This window comes from Micrococcus sp. ACRRV (genome assembly GCF_022346985.1).
In the GTDB taxonomy this organism is placed as follows: domain Bacteria; phylum Actinomycetota; class Actinomycetes; order Actinomycetales; family Micrococcaceae; genus Micrococcus; species Micrococcus porci.
This window is the reverse complement of the sequence record NZ_JAKRNH010000009.1, coordinates 1-15,964: the sequence shown is the minus strand read 5'-3', so window position 1 is coordinate 15,964 and position 15,964 is coordinate 1. Positions and strand designations below refer to the sequence as shown.

Sequence of the window (15,964 nt, the reverse complement as noted above, 5' to 3'; positions counted from 1 at the left end):
GCGCCACGGTGCCGGGCGCATGGTTCGGTTCTGGCTTTCGAGTATAGGGAGGCGGGCCTTGGCCCCCCGGCGGTCAGCCGGTGAAGAGCACTGCTCGCCACTGCTCGGCCACGGCGTCCTCCGAGTAGCGACGGACGTCGGCGCGGGCGCGCTCGGACAGATCCGCCCAGCCCCTGCCGGGCACGTTCGCCTCGAGCACGCGCCGGGCGGCCTCGGCGGTGTCCGCCAGGACCCACTGGTCTCCGAAGACGCCGCGGGCGCCCGGGCGGTCCCACACGAGCGGCACCGCACCGGACACCATGCCCTCGACTGGTGCCAGGTGGAAGCTCTCCGTGGTGCTCGGCGAGAGCATCCAGCCGACCTTGGTGTACCAGGTGCCCATGTCGGCCCCGAACGGCTCGAAGGCGACCGCCTCACGCAGCGGACCCGCACCCAGACGGGCGAAGAGGTCCAGATACCCCTCACGCTGGAGCGGCTTGCGCCACTCATGCGGATACTCCCAGGGCATGCGACCCCGGATGTGCAGGGTGTAGCGCTCGTCCTCCGCACGCAGACGTGCCAGCAGGTCGAGCGCCCGATCCGGTCGCTTCAGCAGCGGGACGATCCCGACCATGCCGAGACGGAACTCCCGCCCATCCCGCCCTGGACGGTCTAGGTCCGCCAGGCTGACCGCGTTCGGCACCACGTGGACCCGCTCGGCGGGGATGTCCAAGGTGTCGAGGACATATCCGCGGTTGAGGTCGGAGACCGTCACCAGCGCGTCGACGCGGGAGACGTCGAGGTCCTCAAGCCACGCACCGCGCAGCTCGAACATGTGCAGGCGCACCACGAGCCGCTGATCCGGACGGACCCGCTGCGAATACCACACGGCGTTCGGGCCGGCCCACTCGCACACCACCACGTCGGCCTGGGCGAGCATCCGTTCCGACCCGGCCTCGTCGTGCGTGTGCAGGGTCGCCCAGTGGTCGATGGTGAGCTCCACGTCGGGGTCCGCACGGAGAATGTCCACGAGTTCACCCGCGAACTTGAGGTCGTGCCCGGCCAGCAGGACCCGGGTGCGCTCGTCGCGCGGCCGCGCCAGCGCCCGTGGGGCCTGCGCCACGCCGACCCGCTCCAACACCGCCGCGAGCGCCTCCGCCCGTCGGCTCATCCGGTAGGGCTCGGCCGCGCGCAGGACGCGCTCGGACAGGGCTGGCAGGTCGGCACGCGCCTCCGCCAGCCGCGATGCCAGGTCGGACGCCCCGTCATGGAGGGCGTCCGCGAAGAGCGGGTAGTCCTCGCCGAGCAGGTCCTCGTGGATCGTCGTGCGGTTCACGAGCGGGGGCACTCCGAGTGCGCAGCTCTCGAGCACCTTGGTCGAGATCTCGAGGGAGAGGTCCAGGTCGGGGGCGCGCCACCCGAGCGAGACGTCGGCACGGGCCATGGCGTCCATGCTCTCCTCGCGGCTGAGGGCGCCCGTCCAGGTGAATCCCGGCGCCGGCGTCTCCAGGACTTCATGCATATGGGCTGCCCAGCCCGGGTGCTTGGGCTCACGGTGGACCTTGTCCCCCACCATCGTCAGCGTCGCGTCCACCCCGCGTGCGCGCAGGTCGGCGAGGATGTCCGGCATCCGATCCGTGCGCCAGTCGTGTGCGAACTTGCCGGTGTAGACGAGGGCCAGCTCGCTCGTGCGCTCTCCGATGTCGCCCAAGGGTCGGACGTGGTCCGGGACCATGGGGGACAGCAGCTCGGTGCGGCCGGCGGCCGCCGGGACGAGCGCCTCCAGCACGGAGCGGGCGTGCTCCGTCTGCGCGAGCATCAGGCGGCTGCCCGCAGCCACGCGGGAGACGCGGTCGATCAGGGCGTCGGGGAAGGCGCCGCCGATATAGCCGTACTCCGTGATGTAGGACCAGAGCCGCCCTTCGAAGTCGCCGCGCTCAACGACGGCAAGACACATCTCACTGCCGCGCACCAGCAGGACGTCGACGTCGAGCTCGCGGTCAAGCTCGGCGAGGGCGTGCGCCGCCTGGGCGTGCGACATGCCGCCCTCCTTGGTGTGCGGCGGGGCGTCGTGCACGGTGACGCCGGGCAGGCTCCGCAGGGGCCCGGACAGCAGGTCCCTGACCTCGGGGGCCTTGAGCTGCACGTGCACCTGCACGCCGGCGCGCGCGAAGGTCTCCGCCAGCGACGGCAGCCAGATGGCAGACCCGTCCATGACGTTGAGGTTGACGTCGCCGTAGAGCAGCACCCGGACGTCGGACAGGTGTCGGGCGGTCTCAGACACGGGCGGTCTCCTCGAGGTCATGGAGCAGGTCGGCCAGCCCGTGGGACACGTCCCCGGGGTCCTGGGTGAAGTGCGGGGCAGGGCGGGGCTCACCAGGCCGGACCGGCATCAGGGTGGACTGACGCGTCAGGAGCAGCGCACCGATCTCCGACCGGCGGCCGCCGCGCGTGACGAGCCAGCAGGTGGCGCCGTTCCGGGACGCGATGCGGGCGGCGGAGAGCAATTCCAGCAGCAGCGCGACGCCCGCGGTCGACAGGGCCCCCTCCCAGAGGCCGGTGAACCCCTCGAGGTCCACGACCACGGCCTCAGCCCGCTCCGCGACGGCCTCGGACGTGCCCGGCAGCAGCGGAACGGTGTGGTAGCCCTCGGCTCGCAACTGGTCCCGGAGGTCCGGTGCCATGATTCCCGCCACCGTGCGGTGCCCGCCGGCACTGCGCGACGTGTCCACGACGCCCAGGGCCCGTTCCAGGCGCGCGCTCGACGCAGGGTCGGCACCGACAGCGGCCGCACCGCGCCCCGCGAAGCCGCGGGGCGCGGTGCCCTTGGACTTGCCGCCGGCCAGGCCGAGGGCGTCCGTGGCCGACTCCGCCTGGCGTCGACCCATGGTGCCCCAGCGCACACCGAACAGTCCCCGGATCTCCTGGGCGACGGGCTTGGGCAGCCGACGCAGCACCCGCCCGCCCGTACGGCGGAGGGTGACGCGCTGCTCCTCGGGCACGAGTCGCGCGGCGCCGCGCAAGGCGCCCTCCAGGGGGAGCTGGGGCATCGGTGAAGACCTGTTCTGCTCGGGACGTCGGCCCGCCGATGCGTGCCGTTGGCTCTACCGAGGGTAACAGCGCACCGTCATCCCGAGGTCTCACGTCGGGAGTCCTGACGGTCAGCGTCGGACCAGGCCTCGCAGGACGGTCTCGTACCGGGCGGCGATGGCGGGCAGGTGGCCGTGCTCCGCCACCCAGGCCCGGCCGCCGTCGCCCACGCGGGTGCGGGACGGATCGTCGGCGAGGGTCGCGAGGTGCGCGGTGAGGTCGCCGGCCGTGGGACCGACGACGTCGGCGCCGCCGGCGGCCCGCAGGATGCGGGCGGGCTCGCCGTCCACCTGGCCGGTCACGTGCCGGCCCACGGCGAGGGCCTCGTAGGTCTTGGAGGGGATGGTGTGGCGGAAGCTGGCCCAGTCCGGCCGCAGGCACACCACCAGGGTGTCCGCCCACGCGTACTGCTCCGTCAGCGCGGCACCGGACACCGGCGGCACGAACTCCACCCCGGCCTCCAGCTCCGCGTCCAGGGCCTCGAGCGCGGCCCGGCGGGTGCCGTCGCCGACGATCCGCACGTGCACGCCCGGGTGTGTGGCGCGCAGCCGGGCGGCAGCCTCCACGAGCCGCTCGAGCCCCTGGCTCTCCCCCAGGTTGCCCAGGTACAGCACGTGCAGCTCGCCGGCGGTCCGGTCCCGCGGCGGGGCCACGGGGACGCGCTCGAGGTCCACGCCGTTGGCGAGCACCTCGACGCGGCGCATGCCGCGGCCGCGCAGCGTGGCCGCGAAGCCCTCAGTCACCGTGACGACGAGGTCGGCGGCGCGCTGGCCGCCCGTGACCACCCGCTCCATCAGGGTGCCGAGCAGGCCCGGGTGCACGCCCGCCTCCCGGGCGAGGTCCGGCCAGGCGTCCCGCATCTCCACCACCAGCGGGCGGCGGCGCAGCACGGCCAGGGCCCGCCCGGCCACGACCACGGGCAGCGCCGGCAGGGTGGCCACCACCACGTCCGGGCGCGGCAGGACGAGGCCGCGCGGCACCGCCAGCACCGCGTGCACGGCGGCGGCGGCGAACCGGCCGTTGCGCCCGTCGCCCGAGCCCAGCAGCCGCGGCGTGGGACGCAGGCGCTCGCCGTGCTCGCCGACGCGGGTGCGCAGCCCGCCGGGGACCAGCACGTCGACCTCCCAGCCGGCCGCGCGCAGGGCCTGCACCACGGCGGCCCAGCGCCGGGCGGGCGGGGTGCGCTCCGGACGGTACGAGTGGGTCACCAGCAGCAGGCGCGGGGCACGTCCGCCGGCGCGGGTGCGGCGCTCACCCACCGCAGGGGTCCTCGCCCAGCAGGGTCCCCTCGCCGGCCGCCGTCGCCGCGGCCGGCGGGGCCGCGGCCAGCTCGGTCAGCAGGGGCGTTGCCCCCGGGGCGGCGGTCAGGGCCGGCTGGACGTCCTCCCCCGCCGCGAGCGCCTCGGGGTCGTGCGCGCGGAGGTAGGACTCGACGTCGTCGCGCTGAAGGGCGTCCCGCAGGGCGTCCATCCTGTCCGCGTCGAGGAGCACGACGTCCTGGCCGTCCGGACTCGTGCCGTAGCCGGCGCGGGGCACGGTGAACATGGTCAGCGCGGAGCGGTCGACGCCGCGCAGCTGCCAGGCCAGCGAGGCCAGGGTGGCGGAGTCCAGGCCCTCGTCCACCGTCAGGTGGTCGGAGAGGCCGGCCACCACATCCACGGCGCGGGGCGGGTTGAGGACCACGGCCGGGTCCAGGAACGCGGCGACGGCGCCGCGGACGAACCGCTGCTGGTTCTGCACCCGCATCACGTCCCCCTCGGGGAAGGCGTGGCGCTCGCGGACGTAGCGCAGGGCCGCGGTGTCCTTCAGCTCGATCCGCCCGCGCGGGTAGAAGGAGGGGTTCTTCTGGCCCGAGGAGAACGCGTGCGGGTTGCACACCTCGACGCCGCCCAGGGCGGTGGTCATGCCGCGGAAGCCCTGGAAGTCCAGTTCCGCGAGGTGGTGGACGGGCACCCCGAGCAGCTTGTCCAGCATGGCCGCCGTCAGCTCCGGGCCGCCGAGCTCGTAGGCGGCGTTGGCCTTGCGCTGCCCGTGGCCGGGGATCTCCACCAGGGAGTCACGCAGCACGGAGATCACGTAGACGTGCCGGCGGTCGGCCGGGATGTGGACGAGCATCATGGTGTCCGAGCGCTGGCTGGTCTCCGCCGAGTCCTCCGCGGCGCGGGAGTCCGAGCCCAGCACCAGGAAGTTCACCGGGCCGTCGCTCCCCGGGTCCGCGAAGGCGGCGGCCGACACCGTCTGCCGGTGTCCGTCGAAGGTGCGGGCGAGGACCAGGCCGTAGGCGCCGAGGGCGACGACCAGCAGCAGCGCCAGCACCCCCAGCACCGCGAGGAACCGGCGCAGCGGGCGACGGCGCCGGGGCCGGCCGCCTCCGCTCCGGCGGGTGGCCGGCGGGGTCGACGTCGGGGGCGCGGCGGGGGCCGGACCCCGCAGGCCCGCCAGCGGGTCGGCCGGGCCTCCCGGGCGCTCCGGAGGGATCCACGGCTGCTGCGGGGGCTGGGTCACTCGGCTCTCCTGGTCGGACGGTCGCGTCCAGTCTAGGGACCCCGGGGGCTCAGCGGGACGGCGAGCGGCGCGGGACGGGCTGGCAGACGGGGCAGCGGTGGGAGGCCCGGCCCATGAACGGCTCACGCACGATCAGCGTCCGGCGCCCCTCCGCGGCGCAGCGCCGGCAGGGCTGGCCCGTGCGCCCGTAGGCCTCGAGGGAGCGCGCGAAGTAGCCGGAGCGGCCGTCGACGTTGACGTAGATGGCGTCGAAGCTGGTGCCGCCCACCGCCAGGGCGCGGCGCATCACGTCCTGGACGGCGGCGAGGACCGCGCGGGTCTGGGCGCGGGTCATGCGCTGCGTGGGGCGCTCCGGGTGCAGCCGGGCCGCCCAGAGGGCCTCGTCCGCGTAGATGTTCCCGATGCCCGAGACCAGGGTCTGATCGAGCAGCGCCCGCTTGAGGGTGGAGCGTCGTCGCACCAGGCGCCGGTGCACGGCGTCCGGGTCGAAGTCGGGGTGCAGGGGGTCCAGGGCGATGTGCGCCGCGGAGGCCGGCACCGCGTCCCCGGTCTCCGGGTCGACGACGACGGGGTCGAGCCACCAGCCGCCGAACAGGCGCTGGTCCACGAACCGCAGCTCCCGGTCCGAGCCGTCGGCGGCCGTGACGGGCAGGCGCAGTCGCAGGTGCCGCTGGTCCGGCGCACCGGGCTCGTCCACCCGGACCTGGCCGGACATGCCCAGGTGCACCACGACGGCGTCGTCGGCGTCCTCGAGGGGCAGCCAGAGGAACTTGCCCCGGCGGGCGGGCTCCGCCAGGACCGCCCCCGACAGCCGCTCGCGGAGGGCCTCGGCGCCCCCGGGGCTGCGGCGCACGGAGCGCGCGTCGAGGACGTCGAGGTCCCCGGCGCGGGCGCCGGAGGCCCACCGTGCCATGCCCCTGCGGACGACCTCGGCCTCGGGCAGCTCGGGCACCGCTCAGCTCCCGGCGGCGGGCAGGGTGGCGGACAGCTCCGGCCAGCCCTCGGCGGCGGCGTCACGCTCCGCCTGCTTCTTGGAGCTGGCCACGGCGGAGCCGAAGGCGCGCCCGCCCACGGTGAGGGTGGCACGGAAGCGCGGATCATGCGCGGGGCCCTGGCCCTCGATGTCGTAGCGGACCTCGCCCAACCCGTGGCGGGAGGCGGCCTCCGCCACCACGGTCTTCCAGTCGGTGCTCTCGCGCAGCAGGCCCGGCTCGTCGAGGAGCGGCACGACGTGGCGATGGACGAGCGCGGCCGCGGCCACGGCGCCGTGGTCGCGGTAGACGGCGCCGATCAGCGCCTCGAAGGTGTCCGCCAGGATCGAGTCCTTGTCCGCTCCCCCGGTGCGCGTCTCGCCCGTGCCCAGCCGGACGTGCGGGCCGACGCCGATGCGCCGCGCCACCTTGGCCAGGGCGCGGGTGGAGACGATCGCGGCACGGCGGCGCGCCAGGTCCCCCTCGGGGAGGTCCGGGAACGCGGTGAACAGGTGGTCCGTCACCACGAAGCCCAGCACCGAGTCCCCGAGGAACTCCAGGCGCTCGTTGGTGGGCAGGCCTCCGTGCTCGTACGCGTACGAGCGATGCGTCAGAGCGCGCTCGAGCGTCCCGGCGGTGATGTGCACGCCGAGACGCTCGAGAAGCGCAGAGGACTCCGGGGCGGGGACGGACCCCGTCCGGGTCTGCGGGGACGCCATGTCAGGCGTCGGCGACCTTGCGGCCCTTGTACTCGTAGAACAGGGGGGTGCCGGCGGCGTCGGTCTTCAGCTCCGCCTGGTGGGGCAGACGGTAGGACACGCGGCCGTTCTCCACGGTCTTCACCAGGGAGGGAGCCTCCGCCTTCCACTGGGAACGACGGGCGCGGGTGTTGGCACGGGACATCTTCCGCTTCGGGACTGCCACGACTTATCTCTTCTCTGTCTCGGTGATGGAGGTCTCTTCGGTGGTGTCCGCGAGGGCCGCGAGCGCAGCCCAGCGCGGGTCCACCCGCTCGTGGGCGTGCCCGGCGGGCGCGTCCTCGAGCCGGATGCCGCAGTCGGCGCACAGGCCCTCGCAGTCCGGCCGGCACAGCGGCTGGAACGGCAGGGCGGTGACCACGGCGTCCCGGAACACGGGCTCCAGGTCCACGGTCTCGTGCTCCACGAGCGGCTGCTCGTCGTCGCCCTCGGCAGGCGGATCGGCGAGGAACAGCTCCTGCAGGTCCACGGTGATCCCCTCGTGCAGCGGCAGCAGACACCGGCTGCACTCGCCCGTCAGGTCCGCGTGCGCGGTGCCCGTGACGAGCACGCCCTCGTGGACCGCCTCGAGCCGGAGCTCGAGGTCCACGGGATCGCCCTCGGGGATGCCCAGCATGGGCATGGACACGGCGGCCGGGGCCGGCAGCCGCGTGGTCAGCTCGCGCTGGACCCCGGCTCCGCGCGCCAGATCGCGCACGGAGAGCACCCACGGGGAGGGTGCGCCGGACGGCACGGTGGTGGCCATGGGGGCTCCTCTCGGCAGGCGGGGTGTGGGTCCGCGACCCCCACGGGGCCACGCGGTCCGGCGCGGAACGACGTCCGGCCAGGATGGACCGACTGCCCATCCTACCGGCTCGGGCCCGCTGGACCAAAGCGGACGGGCGGCGCGGCGCGGCGCGGCGCTCAGAGCCCGGCGGCGAACCCCTTGAGCCACTCGCGCAGGTCCCCGCCGAGCTCCGGGTGCCGCACGCCGAGCTCCACGACGGCCTGCAGGTAGCCGAGCTTGTCGCCCGTGTCGTAGCGGCGGCCGCGGAACACCACGGCGTGCACGCCGAAGCCCTCCCCCTCGCCGGCGGCCAGCGTCTGCAGGGCGTCGGTGAGCTGGATCTCGCCGCCGCGGCCGGGGGCCGTGCGCTCCAGCACCCCGAACACCTGGGGCGCCAGCACGTAGCGGCCGATGATCGCCAGGTTCGAGGGGGCGTCCCCGCGCGCCGGCTTCTCCACGAGGGAGGTGACCGCCACGACGTCGTCGTCCTCACCGTCCACCGGGGCCACGGCCGCGACGCCGTAGGCGCTGACCGCGTCCTCCGGGACCTCCATCAGGGCGATCACGGACCCGCCCAGGCGATGCTGGACGTCGATCATGCGGGCCAGCAGGCCCTCGTCCTCGCCGATGAGGTCGTCGCCGAGCAGCACGGCGAAGGGCTCGTCGCCGACGTGGCGGCGCGCGCAGCCCACCGCATGGCCGAGGCCGAGGGCCTCGCCCTGGCGGACGTAGTGGATGTCCCCCACGAGGTCCGAGGCCCGGATGAGGTCGATGCGCTTGGTGTCGCCCTTGGCCTCGAGGACCTGCTCCAGCGCCGGGTGGCGGTCGAAGTGGTCCTCGAGGGCGCGCTTGTTGCGCCCGGTGATCATCAGCACGTCGCCCAGGCCGGCGGACACGGCCTCGGCGACGACGTACTCGATGGCGGGACGGTCCACGACCGGCAGCATCTCCTTGGGCATCGCCTTGGTGGCGGGCAGGAAGCGCGTGCCGAGCCCGGCGGCGGGGATGACGGCCTTGCGCGTGCGCGGGCGGGTCGGGGATGCGGCGGTGGACTGCTCGGTCATGGGATCTCCGGGTGCGGGTGCGGGGGCGGCGGTCAGGTGAGTGCTCGGCGGGCCCGGGGTCACGGGCGGGTCGCCTCGAGGCGGGCGTGGACGACGGCGGGCACGAACTCGCGGACGTCGCCGCCGAGGCCGTGGACCTCCTTGATCAGGGAGGAGGACAGGTGGGTGTAGCGGGCGTCCGCGGTGAGGAAGACGGTCTCCACGCCGGTGAGGTGGCGGTTCATGGCGGCCATGGGGGCCTCGAACTCGAGGTCGGTGCCGTTGCGCAGGCCCTTGACGATCACGCCGGCCCCGATCTCCCGGCAGAACTCCGCGAGCAGGCCCGGGCCCATGGCCTCGGCGCTCACGCCGGCCAGCCCCTGGACGCTGGCGCGGATCAGCTCGAGCCGCTCGTCCGTGCTGAAGCGGTAGCGCTTGGCCGGATTGTCCGAGACGGCGACGACGACCTCGTCGAACATGCTCGCCGCCCGGGCGATGACCTCGAGGTGCCCCTTGTGGAGGGGATCGAAGGAACCGGGGCAGACGGCACGACGCATGGGCTCACCCTAGCCCGCTGAGCACGGTCAGGCGATGCCCGCCCTCCCCTCCCGCTCGCGGCCGGACAGGGCCGGTGCGGCGCCCGATACAGTGCCGCCATGTCCCACGACTCGCCCTCCCCCGCCGACGCCGCCGCGGCCCCGTCCGACGTGCGCCTCGCCGGGCCCTGGCGCGCGGCCTCCGCCGCCGCCGGCGTCCTCCGCGACGGCGCCCCCGTGCCCACCGTGTTCGAGACGATGACGGCCCTGGCCGTCGAGCACGGGGCCGTGAACCTCGGCCAGGGCTTCCCGGACGCGGACGGTCCGCCCGAGCTCCTCGCCCTCGCCGCGGAGGCGGTCACCACCGGACCCAACCAGTACGCCCCGGGGACGGGCCGCGCCGACCTGCGCGCCGCCGTCGCCGCCCACCGGGCACGCCACTGGGGCGTGACCGAGGACCCGGACACGCAGGTCCTGGCCACCACCGGCGCCACCGAGGCGATCGCGGCGACCGTGCTGGCCCTCGTGCGGCCCGGCGACGAGGTGATCACCGTCGAGCCGTTCTACGACTCGCACGCCGCCGTGGTCGCCCTGGCCGGCGGGCGGCACGTCACCGTCCCGGTCCACGCCCCGGACTTCCTGCCGGACCCGGCGCGGATCGCCGCCGCGATCACGCCCCGCACACGGCTGCTCATCGTGAACACGCCGCACAACCCCACGGGCGCCGTCTATCCGCGCGCCCTGCTCGAGGAGCTGGTGGCGCTGTGCCGGGCGCGCGACGTGCTGATGCTCTCGGACGAGGTCTACGACCACCTCGTGCACGAGGGCCGGCACGTCACCCTCCGGGCGATCCCCGGCGCGGAGCGGATCGCCCTCACCGCCTCCAGCGCGGGCAAGTCCCTGGCCGTGACGGGGTGGAAGGTCGGCTGGCTCACCGGGCCGGCCGACCTGGTGGCCGCCGTCCGGGGAGTCAAGCAGTTCCTCTCCTACTCCTCCGGGCCGGCCTTCCAGCAGGCCGTGGCCGCGTTCCTGCCCCGGGCGGACGACTTCCTGGCCGGCCAGCTGGCCCGCCACCGCCGCTCCCGCGACCTGCTGGTGTCCGGGCTCCGGGACATCGGCCTGGACCCGGTGGTCCCGGCCGCCGGCTACTTCACCGTGGTCGACCTCGCCCCGTGGGGCGTGCGCGACGCCGCGGCGGCCGCCCGCACATGGACGGAACGGGCGGGCGTCGCCGGCATCCCCGTCTCGGCGCTGTGCCGACCGGACGGGGACCACCTGCGCTCGTGGCTGCGGCTGACGTTCTGCAAGTCCGAGGACACCGTGGCCGAGGCCGTGGCCCGGCTGACGCGCCACGCCGCCGATCTCCGCGCCGGCTGAGCGGGACCGTGACCCGGCGCGCGGGCACCGAGCGCGCGACGCCGGCTCAGCCCTCGTCCTGCCAGAAGTACAGCGCGGTCTCCCCGTAGGTCCGCACCTCGACCTGCTCCAGGCCTGCGGGCCGCTCCGGCGCGGGGTCCCGGGCCGAGCGCTCCAGCACCAGCAGCCCGCCCGCGGCCAGGCGCGCGGCAGCCGCGGCCAGCACCGCATGGAATGCCGGGCCGGACTCCGGGTACGGCGGGTCCGCCAGGATCAGGTCCGCGGAGTCCCCGGGCAGCGCCAGGGCCTGCTCCACGGACGAGGCCGCCACCTGCACGACGGGCGCCCCCAGCACGGCGTTCAGCGCGGCGGCGTTGGCGCGGCACACCTCGGCGGCGCGCCGCGCCTTCTCCACCAGCGTCACGTGCGCCGCCCCGCGGCTGGCGGCCTCGCAGCCCAGGGCGCCGGAGCCGGCGTAGAGGTCCAGCACCCGGGTGCCGTCCAGCCAGTCCCGGGCCTGGAGCCAGCTGAACAGGGCCTCCTTGGTGCGGTCCGTCGTCGGGCGCGTGCCGGTGCCGGGCACCGAGCGCAGGGGGCGGCCGGCGGCGGCGCCGGCGATGATGCGGGACATGGGGCTCAGCCCTTCTCGAGGTAGTCGGCGGCGGTCAGGTGCGCGGCCTCCCAGCGGGACACCTCGGCCGCGAGCGCCGGGTGCGCGGAGAGCCCGGGCGCCGCCGCCATGAGATCGGCGACGACGTCGGCGGCCACACCGATGACGTCGGCGTCGCCGATCACGTCGACGTGCGTCAGGCCGGAGGCGAGCCCGGACTGGGCGGCGCCCAGGACGTCGCCGACGCCGCGCTGGGCCAGGTCCGCCTGGGCGATCCGCATGCCGTCCCGGGTGGCCTCCAGCACCTCGAGCCGCCGCAGCGACGGATGCCCGTCCGCCAGACGGGTGGCCAGCAGGCAGATCGCCGCGTCCTGGCCGCGCCCCACGCGCCCCCGCAGCTGGTGCAGGGTGGACAGGCCGAAGTCGTCCGCGTCGAGGACCGCCATGACCGTGGCGTTGGGCACGTCCACGCCCACCTCCACGACAGTGGTGGCGACCAGCACGTCCGTCTCCCCACGGGCGAAGGCCTGCATGGCGGCGTCCTGCTCGGCCTGGTCCATGCGGCCGTGGACCTCGCCGATCCGCAGCCCGCCCAGCACGGGCAGCGCGCGCAGGCGCTCCGCCATCTCCGTGACGTTCGCGTGGGCCGGGTCGGCGTCGTCGGGGTCGATGCGGGGGCACACCACGAACGCCTGCCGGCCCGCGGCGCAGTGCTCCGCCACGACCTCCCAGACGCGGGCGATCACCCGGGGCCCGTGCGCCATGCGGGCGACGTGCGTGGCCACCGGCGTGCGCCCGGAGGGCAGGCCCTCCAGCACGGACAGGTCCAGGTCGCCGAACACCGTCATCGCCACGGAGCGCGGGATGGGCGTGGCCGACATGACGAGCAGGTGGGTGCCCGGGTTCGCCCGCCGCAGGGCCTCGCGCTGGTCCACGCCGAAACGGTGCTGCTCGTCGACGACGGCGAGGGCCAGCTCGGCGAACTGGACGCGCTCGGCCAGGAGCGCGTGCGTGCCGACGGCGATCCCCGCCTCCCCCGAGGCCAGCTTCAGCAGCGCCGCGCGCCGCTGGGCGGAGCGCTGGGACCCGGTGACCAGGACGACGTCCGTGCCCGGCCCCTCCTGCGCGGCCGCCCCCAGCGTGCCCGCCTCCCGGGCCAGTGGGCCCAGCAGGGCGAGCAGGGCGCGGTGGTGCTGGGCCGCGAGGACCTCGGTGGGGGCCACGAGCGCGGCCTGCCCGCCGGCGTCGACGGCCTGCGCCATGGCCCGCAGGGCCACCAGGGTCTTGCCCGCGCCCACGTCGCCCTGCAGCAGCCGGGACATCGGGTGCGGCCCGGAGAGCTCCGCGGCGAGCTCCTCCCCCACGGCCCGCTGGCCCGGGGTCAGCTCGAAGGGCAGGCGGGCGTCGAGGGCCTCGAGCAGGCCGCCGGCGCGGCGCGGGCGCGGCACGGCGGGCACGGCCTTCTCCCGCGAGCGCCGCCAGGCCAGCGCCCCCTGGACCACGAGCGCCTCCCGCAGGGACAGGGCCGTCCGCGCGGGTCCGGTCTGCTCGACGGCGTCCGGCGCGTGCAGCCGCCGGTAGGCCTCCGCCGTGCCCGGCAGCGTCTCCGGCAGGCCGAGGGCGAGCGTCGCGCGGGCGCGGATCGGCTCGGTGAGCAGCTCGGGGATCGCGTCGAGGTCCACGGTCTCGAGGACCCGGCGGACCGCCGAGCGGACCGTCCAGCTCGGCATCCTGCCCGTGGCCCGGTAGATCGGCACCGGCCGGGTGTCGACCTCGCCGGGGGCGACGTCGTCGTCCAGGAGGGCGAAGTCCGGGTTGTTCAGCGTGACCGCGCCCCGGTAGAGCGAGGTCTTCCCCTGGAACATGGCCGTCACGCCGGGGGCCAGGCGGCGCTGGGCGTCGTGGCCGTTGAAGAACGCCATGGACAGGCTCGCCCCCGCCGTGCCGGCCACGGAGGGGTCGGCCACGGTGACGTCCACGATGAAGCCGGCCCGGCTGCGCATCCGCCGCGTCGCCACCTGCTCCACGCGGGCCACCACCGTGACCTCCGCGTCCACGGGCAGCGCCGCGATGGGCGTCAGCTCCCCGCGCTCCACCCAGCGGCGGGGCACGTGGTCCAGCAGGCCGCCCACCGTGGCCAGGCCCAGCTCCTTCTCCAGCCGACCGGGCAACCGGCCGGAGAGGACCTCGCCCAGGGGCAGGTCCAGCACGCCGTCAGCGGCCATGGCCGTCCGGGGCCGGGGAGGCTGCGTCGCCCTCGGCCGGGTCGTCGGGGTGCCGATGGGCGGGGTCCCACAGGTCCGTCACGGCCACCTCCTCCGGGGCGCCTGCCGCCTCCAGCAGGGCCACCGCGTCCTCGGCCCGGGCCACGTGGACGTGCACGCGCCAGCGCAGCCGGCCGGCGCCGTCGACGGCGCGGGACAGCGGGGCCAGGATGACCGAGTCCCCGGCCTCCTCGAGGCCGCGACGGAGGCCCGCCGCGTCCACGGGCGTCAGGTCGATCGAGCACATCACCTCGACGCCGGGGGCCTCCCGCCCGTCCGCCTGCGGGTCCTCACCGGCCGCGCCGGGGCCGTCGGCCCAGCCGTGCAGCGCCGCGACGACGCCCTCGTCGAACGGCGTGCGCGTCACCTCCGCGCGCAGCGCCTCCAGCACGAGCAGGAGGCCGACCGCGCCGGCGTCGACGACGCGGGCGCGGGTCAGCGGGGCGAGCTGGCCCTCCGTGTCCTCCACGGCGCGGCGGGCGGCCTCCACGACCGACCCCAGGGCCTCGGCGGGCTCCCGTCCGCCGGCCGCGGCGGCCTCCAGGACGGTCGCGGCCTCGCGCAGCACGGTGAGAATCGTTCCCTCGCGCGGATCCGAGAGCGCCGCGCGCGCCGCCCGGTCCGCCGCGCGGGCCCCCGCAGCCAGTTCGGCCGTGGTCAGGGGAGCGTCCGGCGTCAGCGGGGCGGCCAGCCCGACGAGGGCGACCGCCAGCAGGGTCCCGGAGTTGCCGCGCGCGCTGTCCAGCGCCGCCGCGCCGGCGTCGCGCAGGACGGCCGACATGTCCGTCCCCGCCGAGCGCTCGGCGGCCTGGCGGGCGGCGCGGACCGTGGCGAGCATGTTGGACCCGGTGTCGGCGTCGGGCACGGGGAACAGGTTGAGGGCGTCCAGGCGCGGGGCGGCCTGGGCGAGCGCCGCCTCGGCGCCGCGCAGCCACGCGAGGGCGCCCCCCAGGCGGGCCCGGATCATCGTGCCTCGCTGGTGCGGATCTGGCGGCCGATCTCGTGGATGGCGGCCCAGTCCGGCCACACCACGGCCTGGCCGTCGGCCGAGTACCCGACGCCCGCCGCCGGGACGGTCGAGGTCTGGATGTCCGAGCCGCGCAGGTTCCGCATCGACCAGGCGAGAGCGGCGAGGTCGCCGGAGTGCAGTTCGGAGTCCAGCGTCAGGAACGGCGAGAAGCGCTCGACCGCCTGCTGCACCCGCCCCGGGTCGGAGAGGGTGTCCAGGGAGAGGGCCTTGGAGAACACCGCCTTCACCACGCGCTGCTGGTTCTCCACGCGGTCGAAGTCGCCGCGCGGCAGGTTGTAGCGCTCCCGCGCGTAGACCAGCGCGGTGGCCCCGTCCATCTGGATCGCACCGGCCGGGTACGCGTGCCCGTCGTCCGCCGTGAACGCGATGGGGTTGTCCACGGTGATGCCGCCCAGCGCGTCCACCAGGCCCTGGAAGCCCGCCATGTCCACGGCGACGACGTGGTCCACCCGCGCCTGGAACATGTTCTCCACGGTCGCCACCGTCAGTGGGATCTGGCCGTACTGGTAGGCGGCGTTGACCTTGTGATCGCCGTGGCCGGGGATCGGCACCCAGGTGTCACGCATGATGGAGCGCACCTGCACCGCGGACCGGTCCCCCGGGATGTGCACCCACATCAGGGTGTCGGAGCGCCCGTTCGGGTCGCGGCCCTCGACGCCGGAGTCCTCACCGACCAGCAGGAAGTCGACGGCCTTCCCGTCCGCCACCTCGTCCGCGGCCGGCCCCGCCGGACCGGCCAGCGCCGTGGCGGGGTCGACGCCCGCGGGGGCGGTGCCGGGCGGCGGGGCCGACGGCGAGTACACGCCGCTGGCGTTCCGCCCGTCGGCCGCCGAGCCCGGGGCCGCAGCGGAGCCCGGCTCCGCCGGGCGCAGCGACTCCTCCGGCAGGGCCTGTCCCTCGAACCGCTGCACGCCCTCGTCCACCGTGCGGCCGAGGCCGCCGAGCCACAGGGCGGCGGTCAGGCCGGCCGCGAGCAGCAGCACCAGGAGGGCGACGAGGACAATCAGCAGCGGCCGACGGCGGCGGCGGGGGGTCGCGGTGGGCTCGGCGGTGGAC

15 protein-coding genes are annotated in these 15,964 nt (G+C 75.7%); 1 reads left to right on the top strand and 14 read right to left on the bottom strand.

Going from position 1 to position 15,964, the window contains the following annotated elements; all coding sequences use genetic code 11:
• Nucleotides 1-73 precede the first annotated feature (73 nt).
• The 10 genes from MHY29_RS01935 to coaD all read right to left on the bottom strand — a co-directional run bounded on the left by MHY29_RS01935 (nucleotide 74) and on the right by coaD (nucleotide 9,669).
• A complete protein-coding gene (locus tag MHY29_RS01935) occupies nucleotides 74-2,263 on the bottom strand; it encodes a glycosyltransferase (RefSeq protein WP_239238065.1) in 2,190 nt (729 codons plus the stop codon).
• The gene (locus MHY29_RS01930; protein WP_239238064.1) at nucleotides 2,256-3,029 is read right to left on the bottom strand and encodes a hypothetical protein; all 774 of its coding nucleotides are present in this window, start codon (nucleotides 3,027-3,029) and stop codon (nucleotides 2,256-2,258) included. Before MHY29_RS01930 ends, MHY29_RS01935 begins: the two co-directional genes overlap by 8 nt.
• A 111-nt stretch (nucleotides 3,030-3,140) precedes the next feature.
• Nucleotides 3,141-4,328 carry a glycosyltransferase family 4 protein gene (locus tag MHY29_RS01925; protein ID WP_239238063.1) on the bottom strand — a complete coding sequence of 396 codons (1,188 nt, stop codon included), beginning with the start codon at nucleotides 4,326-4,328 and terminating at the stop codon, nucleotides 3,141-3,143.
• Nucleotides 4,321-5,574: an LCP family protein gene (locus MHY29_RS01920; protein WP_239238062.1), complete on the bottom strand. Its 1,254-nt coding sequence runs from the start codon at nucleotides 5,572-5,574 to the stop codon at nucleotides 4,321-4,323. The genes MHY29_RS01925 and MHY29_RS01920 overlap by 8 nt, the downstream gene beginning before the upstream one ends.
• Before the next feature lie 49 nt (nucleotides 5,575-5,623).
• Nucleotides 5,624-6,526, bottom strand: coding sequence for a bifunctional DNA-formamidopyrimidine glycosylase/DNA-(apurinic or apyrimidinic site) lyase (gene mutM, locus MHY29_RS01915; RefSeq protein ID WP_239238061.1), 903 nt, complete (start codon nucleotides 6,524-6,526; stop codon nucleotides 5,624-5,626).
• A 3-nt stretch (nucleotides 6,527-6,529) separates the two neighbouring features.
• Nucleotides 6,530-7,192: a ribonuclease III gene (gene rnc / locus MHY29_RS01910; protein WP_224355163.1), complete on the bottom strand. Its 663-nt coding sequence runs from the start codon at nucleotides 7,190-7,192 to the stop codon at nucleotides 6,530-6,532.
• Between the two features lie 73 nt (nucleotides 7,193-7,265).
• Nucleotides 7,266-7,469: a 50S ribosomal protein L32 gene (gene rpmF / locus MHY29_RS01905; RefSeq protein ID WP_224355164.1), complete on the bottom strand. Its 204-nt coding sequence runs from the start codon at nucleotides 7,467-7,469 to the stop codon at nucleotides 7,266-7,268.
• Between the two features lie 3 nt (nucleotides 7,470-7,472).
• Nucleotides 7,473-8,048: a DUF177 domain-containing protein gene (locus MHY29_RS01900; protein ID WP_224355165.1), complete on the bottom strand. Its 576-nt coding sequence runs from the start codon at nucleotides 8,046-8,048 to the stop codon at nucleotides 7,473-7,475.
• Between the two features lie 158 nt (nucleotides 8,049-8,206).
• Nucleotides 8,207-9,133 (bottom strand): UTP--glucose-1-phosphate uridylyltransferase GalU, encoded by a 927-nt coding sequence (galU, locus tag MHY29_RS01895; protein WP_239238060.1) that lies wholly within the window; start codon nucleotides 9,131-9,133, stop codon nucleotides 8,207-8,209.
• Between the two features lie 59 nt (nucleotides 9,134-9,192).
• On the bottom strand, nucleotides 9,193-9,669 hold the full coding sequence (gene coaD / locus MHY29_RS01890) for a pantetheine-phosphate adenylyltransferase (RefSeq protein ID WP_224355167.1): 477 nt from the start codon (nucleotides 9,667-9,669) through the stop codon (nucleotides 9,193-9,195).
• Nucleotides 9,670-9,768: 99 nt separating this feature from the next.
• On the opposite strand from coaD, the gene MHY29_RS01885 reads away from it, so the two are divergent.
• On the top strand, nucleotides 9,769-11,025 hold the full coding sequence (locus MHY29_RS01885; protein ID WP_239238059.1) for an aminotransferase class I/II-fold pyridoxal phosphate-dependent enzyme: 1,257 nt from the start codon (nucleotides 9,769-9,771) through the stop codon (nucleotides 11,023-11,025).
• Nucleotides 11,026-11,071: 46 nt separating this feature from the next.
• On the opposite strand, the gene rsmD is transcribed toward MHY29_RS01885, so the two are convergent.
• The 4 genes from rsmD to MHY29_RS01865 form a co-directional block, all read right to left on the bottom strand.
• Nucleotides 11,072-11,635 carry a 16S rRNA (guanine(966)-N(2))-methyltransferase RsmD gene (gene rsmD / locus MHY29_RS01880; RefSeq protein ID WP_224355169.1) on the bottom strand — a complete coding sequence of 188 codons (564 nt, stop codon included), beginning with the start codon at nucleotides 11,633-11,635 and terminating at the stop codon, nucleotides 11,072-11,074.
• Between the two features lie 5 nt (nucleotides 11,636-11,640).
• Nucleotides 11,641-13,839: an ATP-dependent DNA helicase RecG gene (locus tag MHY29_RS01875; RefSeq protein WP_239238058.1), complete on the bottom strand. Its 2,199-nt coding sequence runs from the start codon at nucleotides 13,837-13,839 to the stop codon at nucleotides 11,641-11,643.
• Nucleotides 13,829-14,845 carry a DAK2 domain-containing protein gene (locus MHY29_RS01870; RefSeq protein ID WP_239238057.1) on the bottom strand — a complete coding sequence of 339 codons (1,017 nt, stop codon included), beginning with the start codon at nucleotides 14,843-14,845 and terminating at the stop codon, nucleotides 13,829-13,831. The genes MHY29_RS01875 and MHY29_RS01870 overlap by 11 nt, the downstream gene beginning before the upstream one ends.
• The coding region (locus tag MHY29_RS01865; protein WP_239238056.1) for an LCP family protein at nucleotides 14,842-15,964 on the bottom strand (1,123 nt) is incomplete at its 5' end. The genes MHY29_RS01865 and MHY29_RS01870, both read right to left, overlap by 4 nt.